The organism is Acidovorax sp., from assembly GCF_034519795.1.
Taxonomy (GTDB): Bacteria; Pseudomonadota; Gammaproteobacteria; order Burkholderiales; family Burkholderiaceae_C; genus Acidovorax.
Genome location: NZ_JAXHOB010000032.1, coordinates 101,360 through 124,926 on the forward strand (window position 1 = coordinate 101,360; position 23,567 = coordinate 124,926).

Annotated in this window: 22 protein-coding genes; 11 read left to right on the forward strand and 11 right to left on the reverse strand. The window is 66.8% G+C overall.

Features of this window, described 5'->3' with window-relative positions; genetic code table 11:
* The first annotated feature begins 13 nt into the window (after window positions 1-13).
* The 4 genes from bcsQ to U5N23_RS32050 all read left to right on the forward strand — a co-directional run bounded on the left by bcsQ (window position 14) and on the right by U5N23_RS32050 (window position 6,274).
* Window positions 14-802 (forward strand): cellulose biosynthesis protein BcsQ, encoded by a 789-nt coding sequence (gene bcsQ / locus U5N23_RS32035; RefSeq protein ID WP_322596708.1) that lies wholly within the window; start codon window positions 14-16, stop codon window positions 800-802.
* Window positions 799-3,309 (forward strand): UDP-forming cellulose synthase catalytic subunit, encoded by a 2,511-nt coding sequence (bcsA, locus tag U5N23_RS32040; protein WP_322596709.1) that lies wholly within the window; start codon window positions 799-801, stop codon window positions 3,307-3,309. Before bcsQ ends, bcsA begins: the two co-directional genes overlap by 4 nt.
* Complete coding sequence (bcsG, locus tag U5N23_RS32045) at window positions 3,306-4,877, forward strand: cellulose biosynthesis protein BcsG (protein ID WP_322596710.1); 1,572 nt, start codon at window positions 3,306-3,308, stop codon at window positions 4,875-4,877. Before bcsA ends, bcsG begins: the two co-directional genes overlap by 4 nt.
* A 164-nt stretch (window positions 4,878-5,041) precedes the next feature.
* Window positions 5,042-6,274: a multidrug effflux MFS transporter gene (locus tag U5N23_RS32050; protein WP_322596711.1), complete on the forward strand. Its 1,233-nt coding sequence runs from the start codon at window positions 5,042-5,044 to the stop codon at window positions 6,272-6,274.
* A gap of 21 nt (window positions 6,275-6,295) precedes the next feature.
* Here U5N23_RS32050 and U5N23_RS32055 read toward each other — a convergent pair whose 3' ends face one another.
* The 3 genes from U5N23_RS32055 to orn all read right to left on the reverse strand — a co-directional run bounded on the left by U5N23_RS32055 (window position 6,296) and on the right by orn (window position 10,729).
* Window positions 6,296-7,765, reverse strand: a complete 1,470-nt coding sequence (locus tag U5N23_RS32055) for a GGDEF domain-containing protein (protein ID WP_322596712.1) — start codon at window positions 7,763-7,765, stop codon at window positions 6,296-6,298.
* A 136-nt stretch (window positions 7,766-7,901) separates the two neighbouring features.
* A complete protein-coding gene (locus U5N23_RS32060; protein WP_322596713.1) occupies window positions 7,902-9,812 on the reverse strand; it encodes a DEAD/DEAH box helicase in 1,911 nt (636 codons plus the stop codon).
* 329 nt (window positions 9,813-10,141) lie between these two features.
* Entirely contained in the window at window positions 10,142-10,729 is a 588-nt protein-coding gene (orn, locus tag U5N23_RS32065) for an oligoribonuclease (protein ID WP_322596714.1), read from the reverse strand.
* A 37-nt stretch (window positions 10,730-10,766) separates the two neighbouring features.
* On the opposite strand from orn, the gene U5N23_RS32070 reads away from it, so the two are divergent.
* The 4 genes from U5N23_RS32070 to U5N23_RS32085 all read left to right on the forward strand — a co-directional run bounded on the left by U5N23_RS32070 (window position 10,767) and on the right by U5N23_RS32085 (window position 15,382).
* On the forward strand, window positions 10,767-12,080 hold the full coding sequence (locus U5N23_RS32070; RefSeq protein WP_322596715.1) for a M48 family metallopeptidase: 1,314 nt from the start codon (window positions 10,767-10,769) through the stop codon (window positions 12,078-12,080).
* Complete coding sequence (locus U5N23_RS32075; RefSeq protein WP_322596716.1) at window positions 12,077-12,424, forward strand: 4a-hydroxytetrahydrobiopterin dehydratase; 348 nt, start codon at window positions 12,077-12,079, stop codon at window positions 12,422-12,424. Before U5N23_RS32070 ends, U5N23_RS32075 begins: the two co-directional genes overlap by 4 nt.
* A 15-nt stretch (window positions 12,425-12,439) precedes the next feature.
* The gene (gene rsgA / locus U5N23_RS32080) at window positions 12,440-13,384 is read left to right on the forward strand and encodes a ribosome small subunit-dependent GTPase A (RefSeq protein WP_322596717.1); all 945 of its coding nucleotides are present in this window, start codon (window positions 12,440-12,442) and stop codon (window positions 13,382-13,384) included.
* An 858-nt stretch (window positions 13,385-14,242) separates the two neighbouring features.
* On the forward strand, window positions 14,243-15,382 hold the full coding sequence (locus tag U5N23_RS32085) for an IS481 family transposase (RefSeq protein ID WP_322594692.1): 1,140 nt from the start codon (window positions 14,243-14,245) through the stop codon (window positions 15,380-15,382).
* Window positions 15,383-15,554: 172 nt separating this feature from the next.
* Here the strand turns inward: U5N23_RS32085 and U5N23_RS32090 are convergent, their stop codons facing one another.
* From U5N23_RS32090 to rpsP, 6 genes are all read right to left on the reverse strand, one after another.
* Entirely contained in the window at window positions 15,555-16,541 is a 987-nt protein-coding gene (locus tag U5N23_RS32090; RefSeq protein WP_322596718.1) for a CobD/CbiB family protein, read from the reverse strand.
* 72 nt (window positions 16,542-16,613) lie between these two features.
* Window positions 16,614-17,330 (reverse strand): CoA pyrophosphatase, encoded by a 717-nt coding sequence (locus tag U5N23_RS32095; protein WP_416208706.1) that lies wholly within the window; start codon window positions 17,328-17,330, stop codon window positions 16,614-16,616.
* Window positions 17,331-17,431: 101 nt separating this feature from the next.
* Entirely contained in the window at window positions 17,432-17,839 is a 408-nt protein-coding gene (rplS, locus tag U5N23_RS32100) for a 50S ribosomal protein L19 (protein WP_322596719.1), read from the reverse strand.
* Between the two features lie 151 nt (window positions 17,840-17,990).
* Window positions 17,991-18,749 carry a tRNA (guanosine(37)-N1)-methyltransferase TrmD gene (gene trmD, locus U5N23_RS32105; RefSeq protein ID WP_322596720.1) on the reverse strand — a complete coding sequence of 253 codons (759 nt, stop codon included), beginning with the start codon at window positions 18,747-18,749 and terminating at the stop codon, window positions 17,991-17,993.
* A 28-nt stretch (window positions 18,750-18,777) separates the two neighbouring features.
* The gene (gene rimM / locus U5N23_RS32110) at window positions 18,778-19,347 is read right to left on the reverse strand and encodes a ribosome maturation factor RimM (RefSeq protein ID WP_322596721.1); all 570 of its coding nucleotides are present in this window, start codon (window positions 19,345-19,347) and stop codon (window positions 18,778-18,780) included.
* Window positions 19,348-19,422: 75 nt separating this feature from the next.
* Window positions 19,423-19,674 (reverse strand): 30S ribosomal protein S16, encoded by a 252-nt coding sequence (gene rpsP, locus U5N23_RS32115; RefSeq protein WP_007859791.1) that lies wholly within the window; start codon window positions 19,672-19,674, stop codon window positions 19,423-19,425.
* A gap of 204 nt (window positions 19,675-19,878) precedes the next feature.
* Here rpsP and U5N23_RS32120 point away from each other — a divergent pair, with 204 nt between their 5' ends.
* Together U5N23_RS32120 and U5N23_RS32125 are read left to right on the forward strand one after the other, a co-directional pair.
* The gene (locus U5N23_RS32120) at window positions 19,879-20,400 is read left to right on the forward strand and encodes an N-acetyltransferase family protein (RefSeq protein ID WP_322596722.1); all 522 of its coding nucleotides are present in this window, start codon (window positions 19,879-19,881) and stop codon (window positions 20,398-20,400) included.
* A 7-nt stretch (window positions 20,401-20,407) separates the two neighbouring features.
* Complete coding sequence (locus U5N23_RS32125; protein WP_322596723.1) at window positions 20,408-20,854, forward strand: hypothetical protein; 447 nt, start codon at window positions 20,408-20,410, stop codon at window positions 20,852-20,854.
* Between the two features lie 72 nt (window positions 20,855-20,926).
* Here U5N23_RS32125 and U5N23_RS32130 read toward each other — a convergent pair whose 3' ends face one another.
* Both U5N23_RS32130 and U5N23_RS32135 read right to left on the reverse strand, forming a co-directional pair.
* On the reverse strand, window positions 20,927-21,937 hold the full coding sequence (locus U5N23_RS32130) for an inorganic phosphate transporter (RefSeq protein ID WP_322596724.1): 1,011 nt from the start codon (window positions 21,935-21,937) through the stop codon (window positions 20,927-20,929).
* Between the two features lie 18 nt (window positions 21,938-21,955).
* Window positions 21,956-22,603: a DUF47 domain-containing protein gene (locus U5N23_RS32135; RefSeq protein WP_322596725.1), complete on the reverse strand. Its 648-nt coding sequence runs from the start codon at window positions 22,601-22,603 to the stop codon at window positions 21,956-21,958.
* Window positions 22,604-22,895: 292 nt separating this feature from the next.
* Between U5N23_RS32135 and U5N23_RS32140 the strand changes: the two genes are divergently transcribed.
* Window positions 22,896-23,510: an outer membrane beta-barrel protein gene (locus tag U5N23_RS32140; protein WP_322596726.1), complete on the forward strand. Its 615-nt coding sequence runs from the start codon at window positions 22,896-22,898 to the stop codon at window positions 23,508-23,510.
* The last annotated feature ends 57 nt before the right edge of the window (window positions 23,511-23,567 follow it).

Below are 23,567 nucleotides of genomic sequence, written 5' to 3' on the forward strand. Positions count from 1 at the left end.
AGAGAGACCCTGCATGCGCGTGATTGCCGTCGTATCGCCGCTCGGTGGATCGGGGCGAACCACCCTGACCGCCCACCTGGCCACGCTCCTGGCGCGCCAGGGCCAGCCCTGCCTGGCGGTGGAGCTGTGCGCCCAGAACCTGCTGGGCATGCACCTGGGCATGCAGCAGCCCAGCGCCCTGGGCTGGGCCCCCCTGGCGGCGGCAGGCCGGTGGTGGGCCGATGGTGGCTTCGACAACACGGACGGCGTCAGCGTGCTGCCCTTTGGCAAGGCGCCGCCTGACGCCATCGAAGCCCTGCACCGGCAGTTGCAGGCGCAACCGCGCTGGCTGCAGGACCAGTTGGAACTGCTCGACGTGCCTGACGACTGCACGGTGGTGCTGGACACGCCTGCCTGGCCATCGCCCCTGGCGCGGGCGGCGCTGCGCTGCGCCGATGCCGTGCTGGTGACGCTGGAGGCCTCTGCCCGCGCCTGCGCCGACCCCGCCGGGGTGCAGGCCATGCTGCACGAGGCGGCGGCGGCACCGGCCGACCAGGGCGTGCTGGTGACGCGCTTCGACCCGCGCCGGATTTCGCACCGCGATGCCCTGCAGACGCTGCGCCAGCAATGGGGCGAGCAGCTGATCCCCTACACGCTGCACGAAGACGAGAACATCCCGCGCGCGCTCGCACGCGGCATGTGCGTGGGCAGCTTCGCGCCCCAGGCGCAGTCGGCCCGTGACCTGCAGGGCGTGTGCAACTGGCTCACCGGCCAGCGCCAGGCACCCCTGTCGATGCTGGTGGCTGGAGCCAGCCGGCCATGATGGAACAAGTCGATACCCGCGTGTCCACGCCCGCCGAACCCGCCACGGCGCAGGGCGCCCGCGCCCGGCTGCGCCTGGCATGGCAGTGGCTGGCGCGCCAGCTCGAAGTAGCGCCTGGCGCCCCCTGGTGGATGTGGCTGTGGCGCTGCGTGGTGCTGCCCGCCACGCCGGAGCGCGCCCTGCTGCCCTGGCTGCTGCAGCCGGTGCATTGGCTGTTTGCGGGCCTTGCCTTCGTGCTGCGCTGGGGCTGGAAGGGCCTGGCGCTGCTGCTGACCGCCGTGTTCTGGCCGATCCGGCTGTTCCTGCGCGCCATGGACCGGCTGGCCACCCACGTCAATGTGGAAAAGGGCATGCGCCTGGCCGACCAGGTGCTGTCGCCCGCCCTGGAGATACCGGGCCTGCGCTGGGTGGTGCTGGCCGTGGGCCTGCTCGCCGGCCTGGTGGTGATGACCACGCCCTTCAACTGGTTCGGGCAGACCCTGTTCATGCTGCTGTGCTGGGGCCTGTCGCTGGTGCTGCGCCGCCTGCCGGGGCGCTACCCGTCGCTGGCGCTCGCAGCCATCAGCCTGCTGGCCATGGGGCGCTACGCCTGGTGGCGCGTGACCTCGTCCATCGAGTTCGACTCGGTCATCGAGGCCTTCCTGGGCTATGGCCTGCTGGCAGCCGAGGCCTACACCTGGCTGGTGGTGGTGCTGGGCTTCATCCAGACCGCATGGCCGCTGCAGCGCCGCCCGGCCGCACTGCAGGGCATGCCGGCCTCGTGGCCCACGGTGGACGTGTACATCCCCACCTACAACGAGCCGCTGAGCGTGGTGCGCACCACGGTGCTGGCCGCCATGGCGCTGGAATGGCCCGAGGACAAGGTCAAGGTCTTCATCCTGGACGACGGCCGGCGCGAGGAATTTCGCGCCTTCGCCGAGTCCATGGGCGTGGGCTACATCGTGCGCCCCGACAACAACCATGCCAAGGCCGGCAACCTGAACCACGCGCTCGCCAAGACGGACGGCGACCTGGTCGCCATCTTCGACTGCGACCACATCCCCACGCGCTCCTTCCTGACCACGGCCGTGGGCTGGTTCCAGCGCGATCCGAAGTGCGCCATGCTGCAGACGCCGCACCACTTCTTCTCGCCCGACCCGTTCGAGCGCAACCTGGGCACCTTCCGCCGCGTGCCCAACGAGGGCGCGCTGTTCTACGGTCTGATCCAGGACGGCAACGATTTCTGGAACGCCACCTTCTTCTGCGGCTCCTGTGCCGTGATCCGCCGCGGCCCGCTGATGGAAGTGGGCGGCATCGCCGTGGAGACGGTGACCGAGGACGCACACACCGCCCTCAAGCTGCACCGCCGCGGCTATACCACGGCCTACATCAACGAGACCCAGGCCGCCGGCCTGGCCACCGAGAGCCTGTCGGCCCACGTGGGCCAGCGCATCCGCTGGGCGCGCGGCATGGCGCAGATCTTCCGCGTGGACAACCCGTTCCTGGGCAAGGGCCTCACGCTGTGGCAGCGCATCTGCTATGCCAACGCCATGGTGCACTTCTTCTTCGGGCTGCCACGGCTGGTGTTCCTCACCGCGCCCATGGCCTTCCTGTTCTTCGAGTGGCACATCATCAACGCGGGCGCCATCATGATCGCGCTGTACGTGCTGCCCTACATCCTGCAATCGAACATTGCCAACGCCCACGTGCAGGGCGAGCACCGGCACACCTTCTGGGCCGAGGTCTACGAGACGGTGCTGGCCTGGTACGTGGCCCTGCCCACCACGGTGGCGCTGATCAACCCGCGCCTGGGCAAGTTCAACGTCACGGCCAAGGGAGGGCTGGTGGAGCAGCCGTACTTTGACTGGGTGATCTCGCGCCCCTACACGGTGCTGGTGCTGCTGAATTTCGCGGCCTTCGGCATGGGGATCGGGCGCCTGTTCTTCTGGAACACCGAGGAGACCGCCACCGTGCTCTTGAACCTGCTGTGGACCACCTACAGCATCCTGATGCTGGGCGCCGCGCTGGGCGTGGCCTCCGAGGCGCGCCAGGTGCGCCGCATGCACCGCGTAGCCACCCAGTTGCAGGCCACGCTGTACCAGGACGATGGCAGCGTGCTGCAGGCGGTGTGCATCGACTTCTCGATGACGGGCCTGGGCCTGCAGCTGCCGGGCGGCACGCCGCTGACCGTGGGCGACAGGGTCCAGGTGGGCCTGTGGCGCGGCGACACCGAGTGCACCTTCCCTGCCACCATCATGCTGCACCGGGGCCAGGGCGCCACGGGCCTGCAATTCGACACCATGACCCGCGAACAACAGATCGACCTGGTGCAATGCACCTTCGCGCGCCCGGACACCTGGCGCGAGTGGAACGACAGCCATGACACCGACCGCCCCCTGCACGGCCTGCAGGAGATCGCCCAGCTGGGCGTGCTGGGCTACCGCAAGTTCTGGGAATCACTGCTCGAAGCCGCACGGGCGCGCTGGCCGCTGGGCCGCCAGCGGTCGCAGCAGGGGCTGCGCGCATGAGCTACTGGAACCTGTATTTCCTGGTCAAGGTCGGCCTGCATTTCACGGGCTACATCGGCTTCAGCTGGTGGCTGAACCTGCTGCTGTGGCTGGCCCTGCTGCCACCCATCGCGCACCCGCTGCTGCGGCGCACGCGCGCCGTGCTGGCCTGGCCCGCGGCCATCGCCCTGCTGTACCACGACTCCTACCTGCCCACGCTGGAGCGGGTGCTCTCCCAGCTCAAGGCCCTGGCCGGCTTCAGCGCCGACTACTGGCTGGAGCTGGCCGGGCGCCTGGTGAGCCCGGCGGCCCTGGTGCTGGCCATCGCCGGCCTGTTCCTGTACGGCGCGCTGGCGCGCCGCGTGCGCTTTGCCACCTTCGCCCTCGTCGGCATCCTGAGCGTGCCACTGGTGGCCGCGATCCAGGAACGCAAGGCCGAAGAGAACGCCGCCGGCACCCTGGCCAGCCAGGGCGACGGCACGCAGGCGGCCGATGCCTCGGACCCCGATGCCCTGCTGCAGAAGTTCTACGCCAGCGAGGGCCAGAAGCGCCTGCAGTTCACCCCGGCCGCGGGCGGCACGCCGCCCTTCGACCTCATCCTGCTGCACGTGTGCTCGCTGTCCTGGGACGACATGGAATTCGTGGGCCAGCGCAACCACCCGCTGCTGCAGCGCTTTGACGTGCTGTTCACCAATTTCAACAGCGCGGCCAGCTACAGCGGCCCGGCCTCGCTGCGGGTGCTGCACGGCTCGTGCGGGCAGACGCCGCACAAGAAGCTCTACGAAGGCATCGATCCGCAGTGCTATGTGTTCCCCAACCTGGAAAAGCTCGGCTACGAGACGGCGGGCCTGCTCAACCACGATGGCGTGTACGAGGAGTTCGCCCACACGCTGGAGCAGCGTGGAGGCCTGGCGGGCAAGCTGCAGCGCAACCAGGATGCGCCGGTGCACATGCAGAACTTCGATGGTTCGCCGATCTACAACGACCATGCCCTGCTCTCGCAGTGGTGGAAGAAGCGCAGCGCCCAGAGCGGCGGCGCCCCCGTGGCGCTGTACTACAACACCATCTCGCTGCACGACGGCAACCGCGTGCCGGGCATGAGCTCGCGCAGCAGCCTCGATACCTACAAGCCGCGCCTGGTGCAGCTGATGGCCGACTTCGACAAGTTCATCACGGAGCTGGAGAGCGCCGGCCGCCCGGTGGTGGTGGTGCTGGTGCCCGAGCATGGCGCCTCGCTGCGCGGCGACAAGATCCAGATCTCGGGCATGCGCGAGATCCCGGGCCCGCGCATCACCCTCGTGCCGGCCGCCGTGAAGCTGGTCGGCATGAAAAAGGCTGCAGACGCGCCGCCCGCCGCGCCGGTGGTGGTGAACCAGCCCATGAGCTACCTGGGCCTGTTCACGCTGCTGGGTGACATGCTGGCCGACAACCCCTATGCAGCAACGGCCCGCCCGCTGGCAGAGCGCCTGCAGGCCCCCGAGACCACGCCCTTCGTTTCGGAGAACGCGGATGTGATCGTGATGCGCAACGCGGCCGGCAAGTTCATGATGAAGTCGGGCAACGGAGAGTGGATTCCGTATACCTACTGACGCCCGGGGGCGCACGCTCCCGGCCCCAACCTGGTGCAGGAATTGCGCTGGCACCGTGCCGCAGTCCGCCGCTTCCCGCATAATCAGCCGGGGAGCCCGCCACGCGTCGGGCCTCTTTCCTGCCCACCTGCGGCCCCCCCTCACGAACTCCCGGCCCCTCCCGCATGAACCCACAAGCCCACCTGCTCTGGAAAGCACCCCGCTGGGCCCTGGCGGTGTTGCTGGCGGTGCTGGGTATGCTGGGGCCGTTCTCCATCGACACCTACATCCCGGCGTTCTCGGGCATCGCGGCGGCGCTGGGTGCCACACCGGTGGAGATGCAGCAGACGCTCTCGGCCTACCTGTTCGGCTTTGCCTTCATGAGCCTGTTCCACGGTGCGTTGGCCGACAGCTTCGGCCGCCGGCCGGTGATCCTGTGGGGCATTGCGGTGTTCACGCTGGCCTCGGCGGGCTGCGCGCTGTCGCAGACCATCGGGCAGCTGGTGGTGTTCCGCGCGCTGCAGGGCCTGTCCACGGGCGCGGGCATCGTGGTCTCGCGCGCGGTGATCCGCGACATGTTCCCGCCCGCCCAGGCGCAGAAGGTGATGAGCCAGGTCACGATCTATTTCGGCGTGGCCCCGGCCATCGCGCCCATCGTGGGTGGCTGGCTGTTCGTGCACACCGGCTGGCACAGCATCTTCTGGTTCCTGACCCTGGTGGGTGTGGTGCTGTGGACCGCCAACTACCGCTTGCTGCCCGAGACGCTGCACATCGAGCAGCGCCAGCCCTTCAACGTGCGCCACCTGATGCAGGGCTATGTGCAGCTCGGCTCCAGCGCGCGCTTCGTGCTGCTGGCGCTGGCCAGCGGCGTGCCCTTCAACGGCATGTTCCTGTACGTGCTGTCGGCGCCGGCCTTTCTGGGCGACCACCTGTCGCTGGCACCCACGCAGTTCTTCTGGTTCTTCATCCTGACCATCTCGGGCATCATGGGCGGGGCCTGGCTCAGCGGGCGCCTGGCCGGGCGCATTCCACCCAAGCGGCAGATCCGCCATGGCTTTCTGATCATGTTCACGGTGGCGGTGCTCAACCTGGTGGCCAACCTGCTGTTCCCTGCGCATGCCTGGTGGGCGCTGCTGCCGATCGCGGTGTTTGCCTTCGGCTGGGCCCTCATGGTGCCGGTGGTGACCCTGCTGGTGCTGGACCTGTACCCCGAGCGCCGCGGCATGGCCTCGTCGATGCAGGCCTTTGTGGGCTCCACCGCCAACGGCCTGGTGGCCGGGGTCATCGCGCCGCTGGTGATGCATTCGACGGTATTGCTGGCCCTGTCGTCGCTGCTGATGATGGGCATCGGCATGCTGGCCTGGATCTACCTGCACCACCGCTGGCCCGACATCGGCCGCACCCCGGTCAACCTCTGACCCGGGCAAGCGGCGGCCACGTCACGCGTCGGCGTGCCGGCGGTCGCGGTCCTTTTGCTGGTAGTAGCGGTTCTTTTCCGCGTACATGGCCTGGTCGGCGCGGTTGATGGTGGCCTCCACCGCATCGCCGGACTGGCAGCTGGCGATGCCCATGGCCAGACTCAGGTGCTGGCCGGGGTAGAACTGGTTGCTCAGGTCCAGCATGGAATTGATGCGATCCTGCAGTGCCAGCGCTCCGCGCTCGTCGGTGCCCGGCAGCAGCACGGTGAACTCGTCGCCGCCGATGCGCGCCGCGCAGGCCGGCGCATCCACGGCCTTGGCCAGCACCTCGCCGACCCGGCGCAGCATGGAGTCGCCCGCCGCATGGCCCTGCTCGTCGTTGACGACCTTGAGGCCGTTGAGGTCGATGGCGATCACGGACAGCGGCCAGGGCCCCTTGCGCGTGAGCCGGTTGAGCTCTTCGGCATAGAAGGCGCGGTTGCGCAGCTGGGTCAGCACGTCGTGCTTGCCCAGGTACTCGAGGTAGGCCTCGGCCTTCTTGCGGGCGGTGATGTCCACCAGCGAGAGCAGCACCAGGCCCCAGTCGTGCCGGTGGCTGTCGAGCACCGAGAACTGCATGTGGATGTTTACCGCATCGCCCGAGAGCGCGTAGTTCACCACCTCGCGCTGCTGGAAGGTCTTGCCCTCCCACAGGTCCTGCAATTGCTCGCCGAAGGACTCGTGCATCTCGCCGCGGAACACGCGGCCGATGCTGTTGAGCAGCATCTCCTTGCTGGAGGCACCGAACATGCGCAGGGTCTGCTGGTTCACGTCGATGACGCGGATCTCCTGCATGCAGCGCGCCACGAAGTCCGGGTGCACCTTGAGGAAGGTCTTGAAATCGCCGATGCCCTGGGCGCGCACGCCATCGAGCAGGTTCTTCACTGCGCTGAAATCCTCGACCCACAGCGACACGGGGGAATGCTCGAACAGGTCGCGCGCGTACTGCTCGCTGCGCTGGATGCGGCGCGCATCGTTGAACTGCACGGTGTTGTCTTCGAGCGAGACCAGCACGCGGCTCCAGTCGTGCTCGTAGCCCGGCAGGATGCGCGCACGCACCTGCACGTCCAGGCGCCGGCCATCGAGCGCGTAGTTCACCGTCTGGTTGGCGAACTCCAGCTGCCCATCCCACAGCTGCGCCAGCTCGTGCGCTGCGGTGTCGTGCCGGTCGTCGCGAAAGACCTTGTCGAGGTTGGCGACCAGGTGCTCCAGGCTGTCGGCGGAGAACAGCTCCAGCGTGCGGCGGTTGACCTGCAGCACGCGCAGCGATGCGCTGCACTCGCGCAGGCGGGCCCGGTCCTGGCCCAGATGGGCACGCAGATCGGTCACCCCTTGCGCGCGCCAGCCGTCGAACAGCTGCTTGAGCTCGCTGAAGTCCTCCAGCCACAAGGACACGGGCGCCAGCTCGAACATGTGCTCGTAATCGGCCCCCGAGGATAGAGATGACACCACGACAATTTCCTCCGTGGGCAATTATTGACGACATGGCCCGGGAAAACCGGCGCGGCATGCCATCCGCACGCAAAAAAGGGCTGGCACCTTGCGGTGCCAGCCCTTCATGACCCTTCAGACCAGGGTGTCTGTGCGATCAGCGAGCAGGACGGGCAGGACGCTTGCGCGCGTCGTGGGCCACGAACGGCTTGGCGCCGCCAGCACCGGCTGGCTTGGAGAATGCGGGCTTGCGGGGAGCAAAGTCACCACGCGGTGCACCGGCGTCGGCACGGGGGGCAAAGCGGCCCTGGCCCGCGTCACCGAAGCCTGGCTTGCGGCCATAGCCATCGGCATCGCGGCGGGGAGCGCCACCACCGAAGCCACGGTCTTCACGGGGAGCGCCGTAGCCGCCGCCACCGTTGCCACCTTGGTAGCCACCTTCACGGCCGCCACCCTGGGGGGCGCCGCGGTTGTCGCTGCCACGGCCGGCAAAGCCGCCGCCAAAGCCACCGCCGAACCCGCCACGGTCGTTGCCACGTGCGGGGCCATTGAAGCGGCCGCGCGATGGGTTTTCACGGTTGTCGTACGAGCGGCCGGGGCCGCCACGGCCACCGCCGAAGTCACCACCGCGTGGTGCCTGAGGCGCACGCTGGGTGGGCTCCATGCCGGCAACCACTTCCGACTTGAACTGCTGGCGGCTGTAGGCTTCGATGTCGTAGATCTTGCGGCGATCGCGGAACTCGGCGAACGTCACGGCCAGGCCATCGCGGCCGGCACGGCCGGTGCGGCCGATGCGGTGGGTGTAGTCCTCAGCCTTCATGGGCAGGCCGAAGTTGAACACGTGGGTGATCGTGGGCACGTCGATGCCGCGGGCAGCCACATCGGTCGCCACCAGGATCTGCACCTGGCCGGCGCGCAGCGCCATCAGGCGGCGGTTGCGCAGGCCCTGGCTCAGGGCGCCGTGCAGTGCCACGGCCGAGAAGCCTTCCTGTTGCAGGTCATTGGCCAGGCCGTCGCACTCCACCTGGGTGCTGGCGAAAACGATGGCCTGGTTGATCGTGGTGTCACGCAGCCAGTGGTCCAGCAGCTTGCGCTTGTGCTGGGCGTTGTCGGCCCAGTACAGCACCTGCTTGATGTTGGCATGCTTCTCTTGCGGAGAATCGATGGTCACCTTCTGCACGGACGAACCGCCGTCGTGCATCACGCGCATGGCCAGTTGCTGGATGCGCGGCGCGAAGGTGGCGCTGAACATCATGGTCTGCTTGCGCTGGGCGGTCAGCTGGTTCAGTTCGGCCAGGTCGTCCGAGAAGCCCAGGTCGAGCATGCGGTCGGCTTCGTCGACGACCAGGAATTGCACCTTGTCGAGCTTGATCTGCATCGAGCGCTGCAGGTCCAGCAGGCGGCCGGGGGTGGCGACCACGAGGTCGGCGTTCTGCAGCTTGGCGATCTGCAGCTGGTAAGGCATGCCGCCCACCACGTTGGCAACGCGCAGGCCACGGCAATGCTTGACCAGGTCGATGGCGTCGTGCGCCACCTGTTGCGCCAGTTCACGCGTGGGGCACAGGATCAGGGCGCCGGGGGTGGCGGCCTTGAAGTTGCGCGCGCTGGTGGGGTCCTTGCGCTTGGCGCGCTTGGGAGCGGGTTCGCCACGCTCGGCGGCTTCGGCCACGGCGCGCTCGAAAGCGGCACGTTCTTCGGCTTCGGCAGCGGCTTGCTGGTTGATCAGCGTGTGCAGCACGGGCAGCAGGAAGGCTGCGGTCTTGCCGGAGCCGGTCTGGCTGGAGACCATCAGGTCGATGAACTTCGAGGCATCGCTGCCCATGGCCAGGGGAATGGCCTTGAGTTGCACGCTGGTGGGCTGGGTGTAGCCCAGGTCGGCCACGGCCTGCACGAGTTCAGGGGCCAGGCCCAGTTCCACGAAGCCATTGGGCTCTGCGGTCACGGCGGCGTCGGCCTCAGCGGCAACGGCCACTGCGGCATCCAGGGTGGAGGACTGCACGGAAAGGTCGGCAGCAAAGGAAGTATCGGCAGGCGCGAATTCGCCCTGCACCAAAGAGGTGTCGGTCATGAATTTTTCTCTCACGAAGACGGTCGCGGGCGCTGCCCACGATTGGCTTCGTCAAATGGTTAAAAAACATCAACCATCAAACGAAACCTGCGCTGGCTCGTATAGGCCGGTGCGGGTGGGCGTTATTCGCCAGTCCTGCACTGTCGAAGGACAGTCGGCTGGCAAGCCCGGTGTGTGAGGGGAGATGCACAATCTGCGAGGGGATTCCTGCGCAGCCAGCGATTATTGCACGATTAAGGGTTTCCCCGCAATACCCCTCAACTTCGAAAACTTGCAAGCCGCACGGCCCCATCCCATGACCGGGAAGGGAGCCCGAGCGCCCCCCAGATTTACTTCACCTCCACGGACAGCAGATGCTCGCGGTAGTGGGCCAGTTCGTCGATGGACTCGTGTACGTCGGCCAGGGCGGTGTGCTTTTGCGCCTTCTTGAAGCTGGTGTAGGCCTCGGGCTTCCAGCGCTTGGCCAGTTCCTTCAAGGTGCTCACGTCGACATTGCGGTAGTGGAAGAACTTTTCCAGCTTGGGCATGTAGCGCACCAGGAAGCGCCGGTCCTGCCCGATGCTGTTGCCGCACATGGGTGCGGTGCCCTTGGGCACGTACTGGGCCAGGAAGGCGATGATCTGCTGCTCGGCCTCGGCCTCGGTCACGGTGGAGGCCTTGACCTTGTCGATCAGTCCGCTGCGGCCATGGGTGCCCTTGTTCCAGGCGTCCATGCCATTGAGCAGTGCATCCGACTGGTGGATGGCGAACACCGGGCCTTCGACGCGGGGCTCCAGGGTGGGGCCGGTCACGACCACGGCGATCTCCAGCAGGCGGTCGGTATCGGGCTCCAGGCCGGTCATTTCGCAATCGAGCCAGACCAGGTTCTGGTCCGATTTGGCGAGCTTTACAGGGGTGGGGTTGTTGGCTTCTGACATGGCCGGCATTGTCTCCTATGACCTAAACTCGCCGCACATGCCCACCTCAGACGACTTTTCCCCCTCGATGCTGCTCACACTGGCCTTTGCCGCGACCCTGGTCATGGGCCTGGCGCTCCGGTTCTGGCTGGCCAGCCGGCAGATCCGCCACGTGGCGCGCCACCGCGCCAGCGTGCCGGCGGCCTTTGCCGAGCGCATTCCCCTGGCCGCGCACCAGAAGGCGGCGGACTACACCATCACCAAGGCACGCCTGGGGCTGCTGGAGATGGCGCTCGGCGCCGCCGTGCTGCTGGGCTGGACCCTGCTCGGTGGCCTGGATGCGCTGAACCAGGCGCTGCTGGCCGTACTGGGCGGCGGCATGTGGCAGCAGCTCGCCCTGCTGGTGGCGTTTGCGGCCATCAGCGGCCTCATCGACCTGCCGCTCTCGCTGTACCAGACCTTCGTGGTGGAGGAACGCTTCGGCTTCAACAAGATGACGCTGCGCCTGTGGCTGGCCGATGCGCTCAAGGGCCTGCTGGTCGGCGCCCTCATCGGGTTGCCGATCGCGGCGCTGATCCTGTGGCTCATGGGCGCTGCCGGCCCCCTGTGGTGGCTCTGGGCCTGGTGCTTCTGGATGGGCTTCAACCTGCTGCTGATGGTGGTCTACCCTACCTTCATCGCGCCGCTGTTCAACAAGTTCCAGCCGCTCGGGGACGAATCGCTCAAGGCGCGCGTGACGGCCCTCATGCAGCGCTGCGGCTTCTCGGCCAAGGGCCTGTTCGTGATGGACGGCAGCCGCCGCAGCGCCCACGCCAATGCCTACTTCACGGGCTTTGGCGCAGCCAAGCGCGTGGTGTTCTACGACACCTTGCTGCGCCAGCTCGCCCCCGGCGAGGTGGAGGCCGTGCTGGCCCATGAGCTGGGCCACTTCAAGCACCGCCATATCGTGCAGCGCATCGTGGCCATGTTCGCCATGAGCCTGGTGGGCTTTGCGCTGCTGGGCTGGCTGTCCAACCAGGTGTGGTTCTACACCGGCCTGGGCGTGCGGCCCAACCTCTCGTTCGACGCGGGCGTGGCCTCCGCCCCCAACGATGCCCTGGCGCTGCTGCTGTTCATGCTGGCGGTGCCGGTGTTCAGCTTCTTCATCTCTCCGCTCTTCGCCCGGCAGTCGCGCCGCCACGAGTTCCAGGCCGATGCCTATGCCGTCGCCCAGGCCAGTGGTGCCGACCTGTCGTCGGCCCTGCTCAAGCTGTACGAGGACAATGCCTCCACGCTGACACCCGACCCCGTGTACGTGAGGTTCTACTATTCGCACCCGCCCGCCACCGAACGGCTGGCACGCATGCAGCACACCCCCGCACCCGCCCCATGACATCCTCCTCTTCCATGCTCCCCAAAAAAGACTGGTCGGCCATCACGCGCCGCGCGCTGACGGCCACCGAGGTGGTCACCCAACTGGCCAAGGTCGAGGGCTGGAGCCTGGCCGGCGATGGTGCCGACGTGGCCATCGAGAAGACCTACCGCTTCGCCAACTATTACGAGACCATCTCGTTCGTGAACGCCGTGGCCTTCGTGGCCAATGCGCAGGACCACCATCCCGACCTGTCGGTGCACTACAACCGCTGCGTGGTGCGCCTGAACACGCACGACGTCAAGGGCATCTCCAGCACCGACTTCGAGTGCGCCGCCCGCTTCGACGCGCTGGTCGCTGCGTGATGGGGCAGCAACACCATGGCTGAGCGCAGCGCCCTCATGGAAGGCACGGTGGTCGCCAGCCACGGGCGCCACTGCATGGTCGAGACGCCCGATGGCGAGCGCCGCATCTGCCACCCCCGCGGCAAGAAGAGCCAGGCCGTGGTGGGCGACCATGTGCTCTGGCAGGCGCCCCCACCCGGCCAGGGCGAGGAAGGCACGATCGAGAAGGTCAAGGAGCGGCGCAACCTGTTCTATCGCCAGGACGAGATCCGCACCAAGTCGTTTGCCGCCAACCTGGACCAGGTGCTGATCCTGATTGCAGCCGAGCCCGTCTTTTCCGAAAGCCAGCTCTCGCGCGCCCTGATCGCGGCCGAGGCGGCGCGCATCCAACCCATCATCGCGCTCAACAAGAGCGATCTGGTCGAGCCCTTCGCGCGGGCCTGGGAGCGCCTTTTGCCCTACCGCCACATGGGTGCAGGCAAGCACTACGGCGTGCTGCCGCTGTCGCTGCGCCTGTCGAGCGATGTGGACCGGGCGCTGCTGATGGAGCACCTCCAAGGCAAGATCACGCTGGTGCTGGGCCCCTCGGGCTCAGGCAAGAGCACGCTGATCAACCTCCTGGTGCCCGGCGCCACGGTACTCACGAACGAGATCTCGCAGGCCCTGAACTCCGGCAAGCACACCACCACCAGCACGCACTGGTACTGGATGGACAAGGAGCGCACCACGGCGCTGATCGACTCACCGGGCTTTCAGGAATTCGGCCTGCACCACATCGCGCCCATGCAGTTGGCGGCCTGCATGCCCGACATCGCGGCGCATGCCACGGACTGCAAGTTCTACAACTGCACGCATCTGCATGAGCCGGGCTGCGGGGTGATCGACGCCGTCAAGCGCGGGCCTGCGGACGATGGGATCAGCGAGAACCGGTACCGGATCTATGGGGATCTGTTTGCTGAGTTGAGCCATACGCGGTATTGAAGTTTCGGCTTCTTGGTTGCTTCTGCTGTGTGCCGAGCGCGGAGGCCCGGGTGTGCACCCGGCGGCACAGTGCATTTTTTTCCGCATGCCTTTGCTGAAGGCGGAGGCCGGGTCTCGGCCCGGCGGCCGAGGCACTTGTTCTTTGCTTCGCCAAAGAAAAGTGCCCAAAAGAAAGGCGACCCCGCTGCCCGTGTCCCCCATCGCCCTGTCGGGCGCTGGGGGCAACCTGCGATGCTCGGACCTGGGGTGCACCGCGGAACTCGCTGCGTTCTCCCTGCGGGTGAACTCCGCTCAAACAACCGCGGTGAGTCAGACAACGATGCGCGTGTCCTTCGGCACGCGCTCACCCCAGGCCCTGCGCTTCTCGGCACGGTCAGAAGGGGGTGGGATCGGGCTCCACACGGGCCTTTGCTTCGCTCGGCCCCACCTGCCTCGCTGCGCTTGGCCTGGGCAAAGCGATCGCGATCAGGCCGTCGGCAGCGCGCACCGCGCGCGTCACCGACCCCAGGCGCAGCTGCGAAGCAGCAGCCGTCTTTGTCCCCGCTCCCACCCCTTCAGGCTGCGCCGAGAAGCGCAGGGCCTGGGGTGGGTGCGTGTGCCGAAGGACACACGCACTTCGTCATCTGGCTTGCCGATGCTGTTTGAGCGGAGTTCACCCGCAGGGGGAACGCAGCGAGTTCATCGGCACCACCCCAGGACCGAGCATCGCAGGTTGCCCGCAGCGAAGCGAAGGGACGCAGACTGCGGGGCGCTGTTTCTTTGCCTACTTTCTTTTTGCGCATGTACGGACCGGACACATGGTGAACAGGTGTGCGGGGACATGGTGAACACTTTCGGCAAACTTCGCCGGAGGTCCCTATGCCCTGGAAGGCTTGCAACACCATGACTTTGAAACACGAATTTGTTGAGCTGGCACGGCAAGAAGGCGCCAACCTGCGCGATCTGTGCCGGCGCTTTTGCATCAGTCCTACGACTGCATACAAGTGGCTGCATCGCTTTGAGCAGCAGGGCGATCAAGGACTGGCGGATCGCTCACGCAAGCCGTTGAACAGCCCTGCCATCTGTTCTCCTGAGATACAGGCTGCCGTCATCGCGGTGCGCACCGAGCACCCCACCTGGGGCGGGCGCAAGATCAACTGGCGCCTGCAGCACCTGGGCGGGCCTGCTGTAGCGCCCAGCACCATCAACTCGATCCTCAAGCGCCATGGACTGATCACGCCCGAGGCCAGCGAAGCCGCCAAGCCTTGGCAGCGGTTCGAGCGCGACGAGCCCAATGCCCTGTGGCAGGCCGACTTCAAGGGCTACTTTGAGACCTTGGAGGGACGCTGCTCGCCGCTGACCATGCTGGACGACCACTCGCGCTTCAACTTAGCGCTGCAGGCCTGCGGCAAGACCGCCACTGAGGTCGTTCAAATGCACATGACAGAGGTGTTTCGGCGTTACGGCCTGCCTGCACAGATCAACTTCGACAACGGTGCCCCCTGGGGCTCCCCGAGTGCACCAGGCCAGCTCACAGCGCTGGGTGTGTGGCTGGTGCAGCTGGGAATCCGCGTCAGCCACAGCAGACCGTACCACCCGCAGACCAATGGCAAGGACGAGCGCTTCCATCGAACGCTGCAGATCGAGGTGCTCAGGGGGCGGTGCTTTGAGAGCTTGGACAAGGTCCAGCAGGCGCTGGATGGCTGGCGCACGGTCTACAACCACCAACGCCCGCACGAGGCACTGAACGGGGCCACACCGGTCACGCGCTACCGGCCCAGCAAGAGGGCGTTCCCTGAGCAATTGAGCGCGCCAGAGTACACCAGTGAAGACGAGGTGCGCACAGTCGACTGGAACGGGCTTCTGAGGTTCAGGGGCAGGCGCTACAAGCTGAGCAGTGCCCTGCATCGTCACCAGGTGGGCATCAGGGCAAAGCCTGGCAAGGATGGCTGCTTCGAGGTGTTCTTTGCCCATCACCGCTGCCTTGTGATTGACCTGACCAGTACCGACGCCGTCTAATGAAACCCGTCCACCATGTCCCCGCACAGGTGTTCACCATGTGTCCGGTCCGTACATGCGCAAAAAGAAAGTAGGTGCGCCGCCGGGCGCACATCCCGGCCTCCGCCCTCAAACCAGGCATGCAGCACAAACAAGCCTGCCAGCCAGCGAAAACCCGAGGAAAGACCCGAGATCAGCCCAACAACCGAGCCAACGTCAACAAAGCCAGCAGCAGCATCCACACCACCACCGACCTCCACACCAGCCCTACGACACTGCGCAGATGCCCGATTTCAGGCTCCCGCCCCGGGGTAGAGTCACTGTCCCCCATGTCCGCATCGATCTCCAGCCCCTGCGGCGTATGCAGCACCGACCGGGCCTTGAGCGCCTCGCCCCCCAGGCGGACGTTGATGGCGCCGGCCGTCGCCGCCAGCACCACCCCATCGTTGTCATTGGGAAAGCGCTGGGCATGGAAGCGCCAGCCCTCGATCGCCTCCTCGAAGCTGCCCACCACCGCAAAGCTCAGCGCAGTCAGGCGCGCAGGTACCCAGTCGATCACCGTCCAGGCCTGGGCCGAGGCGCGCTGCAGCGACTCGCTCGCAGGCTGGGCGCCCATGCGCTGGCGGTAATGCCAGTAGCGCGAGGCGAATTCGGCCAGCCGGTACAGCACCGCCCCCGTGGGGCCGAGGCCCAGCGCCGCGAGCACCGAGAACCAGGCCAGCACGCCGAACACATGGCGGTGCGCGGCCAGCACCGAGTACTCGATCACGTGGCGCACGATCTCGCTGCGCGGCAGCAGGCCCACATCCACCTGCTGCCAGTGGGCCAGGCGTTCGCGGGCCGCGTCCTCGTTGCCCTCTTCCAGCGCATCGCGGATGCCGGTGAAATGGTGGCTGAACTGCCGAAAACCCAGGGTGACATACAGCACCGCCACGCTCCAGAGCACGGCGAATGGCCAGCCCAGACCCCACAGCAGCAGCCAGTGGATGGCCAGCACGACCAGGGATGGGACGAGCGCCGCCAGGCCCCAGGCCACCCAGCCGTGGTGCGACTTGCCGGCGTCGAAATTGCGGCTCACCGACAGGGCCCAGGCACGCAGGCCTGCGTGGATGGGGTTGCTGCGGGCCAGCGGGCGGGCCTGCTCGATCAGCAGAGCGAACAGGATGGCGAAGAAACTCATGGGCGCCAATGATACTGGCGTGGCGGCCGGCGGGCAGGTGTTTGTGCAGGAGGCGCGTGCGCCCTCGCCGCCTCACGCCATCATGAAACGGTAGAAGTTGCGCAGCATGCCCGCCGTGGCGCCCCAGATGTGGTGGTTCTTCTCCCCATCCTGGTAGGGCATGGAGAACCATTCACGGGCCACGCCCTCCCACTCCAGCCGGTGGCGCTGGTGGTGGGCCGGGTCGAGCAGAAAGGCCAGCGGCACCTCGAACAGGTCTGCCACCTCGTAGGGGTTGGGCGTGAGCACGCAGTCGGGCCGCACCAGCGCGACCACGGGTGTGATGATGAAGGAGGTGCCCGTCACGTAGACGGGCAGCGAACCGAGCACCTCCACGTACTGGCGCTCCAGCCCCACTTCCTCGAAGGCCTCGCGCAGCGCGGTGTCGGCCGGGTCGGCATCCTCGGGGTCGGCGCGGCCGCCGGGAAAGGCGATCTGCCCCGAATGCGTGGACAGGTGGGCCGTGCGCTCGGTCAGCAGCACCATGGGCTGCTCGCGCAGCACGATGGCCAGCAGCACCGAGGCGTGGGCCGGCTCGCGGTTGGCGAACTTGCGCTCCAGCACCACCTCGGGCTCCCACTGCGGCGGGCGCGCAAAGCGCAGGCGCAGCGCCTCGGGTGTCTGCGCCGCCAGCGGCACCGCAGCCAGGTGCGCATCCACCCCCACCACGGGCACCTTGCGCGGATCGAAATCGGGCAGCGTGGACAGGGGCGGGATGATGGAGGATACGGGGCTGATCGGTGGTTTCACTGCAGTCGAGATGAGGGTACCAAGGGGGCGTTGGTGGGGCGGCACAATGCAAAAAGCCGCTACAGGCTGGCTGTAGCGGCTTGTCTGGACGGGTCCAGTCCTCAGGCGGCAGTAGCTGCTGCTGCTGCGGCGGCAACAGCCGCCTTGTTGACGCGCTGTGGCAGCTTTTCCTTGATACGTGCCGACTTGCCGCTGCGGTCACGCAGGTAGTACAGCTTGGCACGGCGCACGTCGCCGCGGCGCTTGACTTCGATGCCGGCGATCAGCGGGCTGTAGGTCTGGAACGTACGCTCCACGCCTTCGCCGCTGGAGATCTTGCGCACGGTGAAGCCGCTGTTCAGGCCGCGATTGCGCTTGGCAATCACCACGCCTTCGTAAGCCTGCACGCGCTTGCGGGTACCTTCCACCACGTTCACGCTCACGATGACGGTGTCACCAGGGGCGAACTCGGGGATGGTCTTGTTCAAGCGGGCGATTTCTTCCGCTTCCAGGGTTTGAATCAGGTTCATTTTTACATCCAACGATCATGTCCGCGCCAAAAATGGCAGCGTCGGGATTGACGTCTCAGTGTTTCGCACAAACGAAGGGAGCCTGCATGCTCCCCCTGTTTTCCAGCAAAACGGCCGGCCAGAGGATCGAAAAGCCTTTGATTATAGCAAGTCAGCGCAACTTGGCCAATACGGCCTCATCGGCAGGTGTGATGCGGCCTGCCTGGCGGGCCGCAGCGATCAGATCGGGGCGGTGGCGCACGGTGATGGCCAGGCGCTGGTCGCGCCGCCAGCGCTCGATCTGCGCGTGGTGGCCCGACATCAGCGCGGCCGGCACGGCCTGGCCCGCCCACTCCTCGGGGCGCGTGTAGTGCGGGCAGTCGAGCAGGCCGTCGAGCGCGGGGTTGAAGCTGTCGAGCTGGTGGCTGCCCTCGTCGTTGAGCACGCCGGGCTGCAGGCGCGCCACGGCATCGAGCAAGGCCATGGCGGCGATCTCGCCGCCCGAGAGCACGAAATCACCGAGGCTGATCTGCACATCCACATGGGCGTCGATGAAGCGTTGGTCGATGCCTTCGTAGCGCCCACACAGCAGCACGGCCCCGGCGCTGGCAGACCAGCGCTCCACCGCCGCGTGGTTGAGCGCCGCACCGATGGGCGAAAACAGCACCAGCGGGGCCTGGCCCGCGACAGGCTCGGCGCGCTCGGCGCGGATGGCGGCCAGGCAGCGCGCCAGCGGCTCGGCCAGCATCACCATGCCCGGGCCACCACCAAAGGGCCGGTCGTCCACGCGGCGGTAGTTGCCCTCGGCATGGTCGCGCGGGTTCCACAGCCGCACGTCCACCTGGCCGCCGGCATAGGCGCGCCGCGTCACGCCGCTCGCCAGGAAGGGCGCGAACAGCTCGGGGAACAGGGTGATGATGTCAAAGCGCATGGCGCGCAGCGGACCGCAACCGGGTCGCTCAGTAGTCGGGCTGCCAGTCGACGGTGATGCGCTTTTCGGGCAGTTCCACCTTGTCGACGAAATGGGCCACGAAGGGAATCATGCGCTCCTGCACCTTGCCTGCCTCCTCGTACTCAAGCACCAGCACGGTCTGGGGACCGGTGGACAGCAGCTCGCGCACGGTGCCCAGGGCCAAGCCCTCGCGGTTGACCACGGCCAGACCGATCAGGTCCACCCAGTAGTACTCGTCGGTGGCGGTGGACGGGAAGCTCGAGCGCGGCACGAAGATGCGCGCACCGCGCAGCGCCTCGGCGCCATTGCGGTCGTCGATGCCCTGGGCCCAGGCCACCACGGTGTCCGAGTGGTCCTTGGCCTGGCGAATGGGCAGCAGCACCGTGCCCGAGAAGGCCTTGGCACCCCGATCCGAGGGCTGCAGGTACCAGCTTTTGGCAGAGAACAGGGCTTCGGGGTTGCTGCTGTGGGGCACCACCTTGAACCAGCCCTTGATCCCCCAGGCGTCGGCAATGCGGCCCACTTCGACGGCGTCGGCAGGCAGTTCTGCGGGTGCGAGGGTCAGGTTCGTGGCCATGGAATGGGTCTCGGAAATAGGAAAAGGGCGGGTTCCGCCAGGCAAGCCGACGGAACCCGCCCTTTTCAGGGAGCTTTAAGCAGCCTTCTTGGCGGCTTGCTTGATCAGGCGGTCCACGGTAGGCGAGGACTGGGCGCCCACGCTCTGCCAGTACGTCAGGCGGTCCTGGGCGATGCGCAGGCCTTCTTCGGTTTCCTTGGCGGTGGGGTTGTAGAAGCCCAGGCGCTCGATGAAGCGGCCATCACGGCGCACGCGCTTGTCGGCGACGACGATGTTGAAGAAAGGACGGCCCTTGGAGCCGCCGCGAGAGAGTCGAATGACGACCATGATTTATCCTTCGGGTGTTGGGTTCCGGCAGTGCCTGCCGAAAGCCACAGTGTTCGCAACCATATTCTCGCAACGCTTGAGACACGCGACATGGCCACCCGGCCAGCGACACGCTGCAAAGCCCGCGATTATATCCAATTCCCGCAAAAGCGTGCCATACACTTCGGCGAACGCGCGCAAACCTGCATTCCCACGCCTCCAGCCATGCCCACCATCCGTCCCAGTACCGACGCCGACCTCCCGGCGATCACCGCCATCTACGCCCACCACGTGCTGCACGGCACAGGCACTTTCGAGATCGATCCCCCCACTGAAACCGACATGGCAGGCCGCCGCGCCGACGTACTGGGCCGGGGCCTGCCCTGGCTGGTGGCCGAGCAGGACGGCCAGGTGCTGGGCTTTGCCTATGCCAACTGGTTCAAGCCGCGCCCGGCCTACCGCTTTTCGGCCGAAGACTCGATCTATGTGGCCGACAACGCCCGCGGCATGGGCCTGGGCCGGCAGTTGCTGGCCGAACTGATCGCACAGGCCGAGGCAGTGGGCGTGCGCAAGCTGCTGGCGGTGATCGGCGATTCGGCCAATGCCGGCTCCATCGGCGTTCACCGCGCCCTGGGCTTTACCGACGTGGGCGTGATGCGCTCCATGGGCTGGAAGTTCGGCGCCTGGCGCGACATCGTGCTCATGGAAAAGACCCTCGGCACGGGCGACACCACTTCGCCTGAATAATCGACCCATGAAAAACAAAACCCTGGCCGCCTGGCTGGCCTTCCTGGGCGGCCCGCTGGGCCTGCACCGCTTCTACCTGCACGGCATGGGAGACATGCTGGGCTGGCTGCTGCCCATCCCCACGGCGCTGGGGATCTACGGCATCCAGCGCGTGCAGCAATGGGGACAGGACGACCACTACAGCTGGGTGCTGATCCCCCTGCTGGGCTTCACCATCGCCGGCTGCGCGCTGCGCGCCATCCTGTACGGCCTGATGACGCCCGAGCGCTGGAATGCCCGCCACAACCCGGACATGCCCGTGGAAGCGCCCGCCGGCCAGACGCGCTGGACCACCATCGGCGCCATCGTCCTGGCCCTGCTGCTGGGCACCACGGTGCTGATGGCCAGCCTGGCCTTCAGCTTCCAGCGCTATTTCGAATACCAGATCGAAGAGGCGCGCAAGATTTCGCAATAGGCACGCGCCACAGCGCAAAAAGCCCTCCGGGAAGCAGTTCCCGGAGGGCTTTTTTCAGGGGCGGAGGCGCACTCAGTAGAGCTGCAGACTCACCCAATAGGCAATGGCGGCCACGAAGGCGCTGGCCGGGATGGTGAGCACCCAGGCCCAGACGATGTTGCCCGCCACGCCCCAGCGCACGGCGCTGGCGCGCTGCGTGGAGCCCACGCCGACGATGGCACCGGTGATGGTGTGCGTGGTGGAGACCGGTATGCCCAGGGTGGTGGCCAGGAACAGCGTGATCGCCCCGCCCGTCTCGGCGCAGAAACCGCCCACGGGCTTGAGCTTGGTGATCTTCTGGCCCATGGTCTTGACGATGCGCCAGCCACCGAACATGGTTCCGAGGCCGATGGCCGCGTAGCAGCTCACGATGGTCCAGGTCGGCGGCGAGGCATCGGCCGTCGAGGCATACCCCGTGGCGATCAGCAGCAGCCAGATGATGCCGATGGTCTTTTGCGCATCATTGCCGCCGTGGCCCAGGCTGTAGGCCCCCGCCGAGACGAGCTGCAGGCGCCGGAACCACTTGTCCACCCTGCTCGGCCTTGAGCGCCGGAAGATCCAGGCGACGGCCACCATCATCAGCGAGCCCAGTGCAAAGCCCAGCAGGGGCGAGACGAAGATGAAGGCCACGGTCTTGAGGATGCCGGTGGAGACCAGCGCGCCCGCGCCGGCCTTGGCAATCACCGCGCCCACGATGCCGCCGATCAGCGCATGCGAGGAACTGCTGGGGATGCCGTAGTACCAGGTGATCACGTTCCAGGTGATGGCGCCCACCAGGGCGCCGAACACCACATGCGTGTCCACGATGCCCGGCTGCACGATGCCCTTGCCCACCGTGGCGGCCACGCTCAGGTGGAACACGAAGATGGCCACGAAATTGAAGAACGCCGCGAACAGCACCGCCTGCGCGGGCTTGAGCACGCCGGTGGAGACCACCGTGGCGATCGAATTGGCGGCATCGTGGAACCCGTTCATGAAGTCGAACAGGAGAGCGAGCGCCACGAGCAAGATGACAACCCACAGGGCTGCTTGTACGGTTTCCATGCTGCGAAGCCCTGCCGATCAGGAGTTTTCGAGGACGATGCCCTCGATGCAGTTGGCCACGTCCTCACACTTGTCGGTGATGGTTTCCAAGAGCTCGTAGATCGCCTTGAGCTTGATCACTTCGCGCACATCGGGCTCTTCGCGGAACAGCTTGCTCATGGCGCTGCGCATCACGCGGTCAGCGTCGGATTCGAGCCTGTCGATCTCCTCGCAGGTCTTGAGGGCCGCCTCGGCGACGGCCGGGTCGGCGATCTTGTCGAGCAGCTTGACGGCGTCGCGCACGCGCTCGCAGCACTTGAGGCTCAGGTCCGTCAGGCGCGTGATCTCCTCCGTCATGTGGCGCACGTCGTACAGCGCCATGGTTTCCGCCGAGTCCTGGATCAGGTCGGCCACATCGTCCATGGTGTTGATCAGCGTGTGGATCTGCTCGCGGTCGATGGGGGTGATGAAGGTCTTGTGGATGGCCTTGTTGACCTCGTGCGTCACGCGATCGGCAGCGCGCTCGGCGTTGTCCACATCCTGGTTGTACTTGTCGCGCAGGTGCGGATCGCTGTAGTTCGCCACCAGTTGCGAAAAGGCGCGAGCCGCCTCCACGATGCGGTCCGCATGCTGGTTGAACATTTCGAAAAAGTTGCCTTCGCGTGGCAACAGCTTGGCAAACAGCATGGGAGCGGCTCCTGGAACGGGGGGGTAGGATTTCTGAAAAATGACGACGCCATGACAAAACCATGACGCCAACGTGACTGCCGGGAGTTTAACCGCCGGGCCGCTGCAGGCCCGGCCCCTGCGGACCATTCGCCCGATCCGCCCCATCGGCGCAGGCCCCATCCCCGAGCCGGGCCTACCTGCCAGCCGCCCCCAGTCCTACAGGGGCAGGCCACGCAGCGCCTTAGATTGGGCATTCGCCTCGCGGGCACCCCCGCCCGCCGAACCTCCCCACATCCCAAGGACCTACCCCATGCCATTCCCGCTCCGAATGATTCCCTGGCTGGCCGTTGCAGCCGCCGCTTGCGCCGCCACGGGCGCGCACGCGCAGACCAGCAGCGCTGCATCACAGCAGCGCGACTCCTTCATTCCGTACACACAGCAAGGCTACTTCGGCCTGAGTGGCGGCCGCTCACACTACGACCTCAACGGCGGCCCGCCGGGCACCGGCCTGGGCTTCGACGATTCCGACGCGGCCTGGAAGCTCTCCACCGGCGGCTACTTCCACCCCAATGCCGGCGTGGAGCTGAGCTATCTGAATGCCGGCAAGGCCCACCGCCTGGGCGGCACTACCAAAGCCCAGGGCGTCAACCTGAGCCTGGTCGGGCGGGCCCCGCTGAACGAGCAGTTCGACCTGTTCGGCAAGGTCGGTACCACGTACGGGCGCACGCGCACCACGGGCTTCTCGGGCCTGGGCGTGGCCACGGGCAAGGACAGCGGCTTCGGCCTGTCCTACGGCCTGGGCGCACGCTGGAACTTCAACCAGCAGTGGGCCGCCGTGGTGGAATGGGAGCGCCACAAGTTCCACTTCGCCGATGACAATGCGGGTGTGAAGATGACGACGCTGGGCGTGCAGTACAAGTACTGAATCCGGCCTGCACCATGAAAAATGCCGCCCCGAGGGGCGGCATCTTTCTTTGCATGC

What these genes read in the sequence shown, in the direction of transcription:
- trmD (WP_322596720.1), bottom strand. Translation starts at nt 18,749, where the DNA reads ATGCGCTTTGACATCATCACCCTGTTCCCCGAGCTGTTCGCGCCCTTC.
- rplS (WP_322596719.1), bottom strand. Translation starts at nt 17,839, where the DNA reads ATGAACCTGATTCAAACCCTGGAAGCGGAAGAAATCGCCCGCTTGAAC.
- U5N23_RS32085 (WP_322594692.1), top strand. Translation starts at nt 14,243, where the DNA reads ATGCCCTGGAAGGCTTGCAACACCATGACTTTGAAACACGAATTTGTT.
- U5N23_RS32120 (WP_322596722.1), top strand. Translation starts at nt 19,879, where the DNA reads ATGCCCACCATCCGTCCCAGTACCGACGCCGACCTCCCGGCGATCACC.
- rpsP (WP_007859791.1), bottom strand. Translation starts at nt 19,674, where the DNA reads ATGGTCGTCATTCGACTCTCTCGCGGCGGCTCCAAGGGCCGTCCTTTC.
- U5N23_RS32060 (WP_322596713.1), bottom strand. Translation starts at nt 9,812, where the DNA reads ATGACCGACACCTCTTTGGTGCAGGGCGAATTCGCGCCTGCCGATACT.
- rimM (WP_322596721.1), bottom strand. Translation starts at nt 19,347, where the DNA reads ATGGCCACGAACCTGACCCTCGCACCCGCAGAACTGCCTGCCGACGCC.
- U5N23_RS32140 (WP_322596726.1), top strand. Translation starts at nt 22,896, where the DNA reads ATGCCATTCCCGCTCCGAATGATTCCCTGGCTGGCCGTTGCAGCCGCC.
- U5N23_RS32050 (WP_322596711.1), top strand. Translation starts at nt 5,042, where the DNA reads ATGAACCCACAAGCCCACCTGCTCTGGAAAGCACCCCGCTGGGCCCTG.
- U5N23_RS32090 (WP_322596718.1), bottom strand. Translation starts at nt 16,541, where the DNA reads ATGAGTTTCTTCGCCATCCTGTTCGCTCTGCTGATCGAGCAGGCCCGC.
- bcsQ (WP_322596708.1), top strand. Translation starts at nt 14, where the DNA reads ATGCGCGTGATTGCCGTCGTATCGCCGCTCGGTGGATCGGGGCGAACC.
- bcsG (WP_322596710.1), top strand. Translation starts at nt 3,306, where the DNA reads ATGAGCTACTGGAACCTGTATTTCCTGGTCAAGGTCGGCCTGCATTTC.
- U5N23_RS32125 (WP_322596723.1), top strand. Translation starts at nt 20,408, where the DNA reads ATGAAAAACAAAACCCTGGCCGCCTGGCTGGCCTTCCTGGGCGGCCCG.
- U5N23_RS32075 (WP_322596716.1), top strand. Translation starts at nt 12,077, where the DNA reads ATGACATCCTCCTCTTCCATGCTCCCCAAAAAAGACTGGTCGGCCATC.
- U5N23_RS32130 (WP_322596724.1), bottom strand. Translation starts at nt 21,937, where the DNA reads ATGGAAACCGTACAAGCAGCCCTGTGGGTTGTCATCTTGCTCGTGGCG.
- rsgA (WP_322596717.1), top strand. Translation starts at nt 12,440, where the DNA reads ATGGCTGAGCGCAGCGCCCTCATGGAAGGCACGGTGGTCGCCAGCCAC.
- U5N23_RS32135 (WP_322596725.1), bottom strand. Translation starts at nt 22,603, where the DNA reads ATGCTGTTTGCCAAGCTGTTGCCACGCGAAGGCAACTTTTTCGAAATG.
- U5N23_RS32070 (WP_322596715.1), top strand. Translation starts at nt 10,767, where the DNA reads ATGCCCACCTCAGACGACTTTTCCCCCTCGATGCTGCTCACACTGGCC.
- orn (WP_322596714.1), bottom strand. Translation starts at nt 10,729, where the DNA reads ATGTCAGAAGCCAACAACCCCACCCCTGTAAAGCTCGCCAAATCGGAC.
- bcsA (WP_322596709.1), top strand. Translation starts at nt 799, where the DNA reads ATGATGGAACAAGTCGATACCCGCGTGTCCACGCCCGCCGAACCCGCC.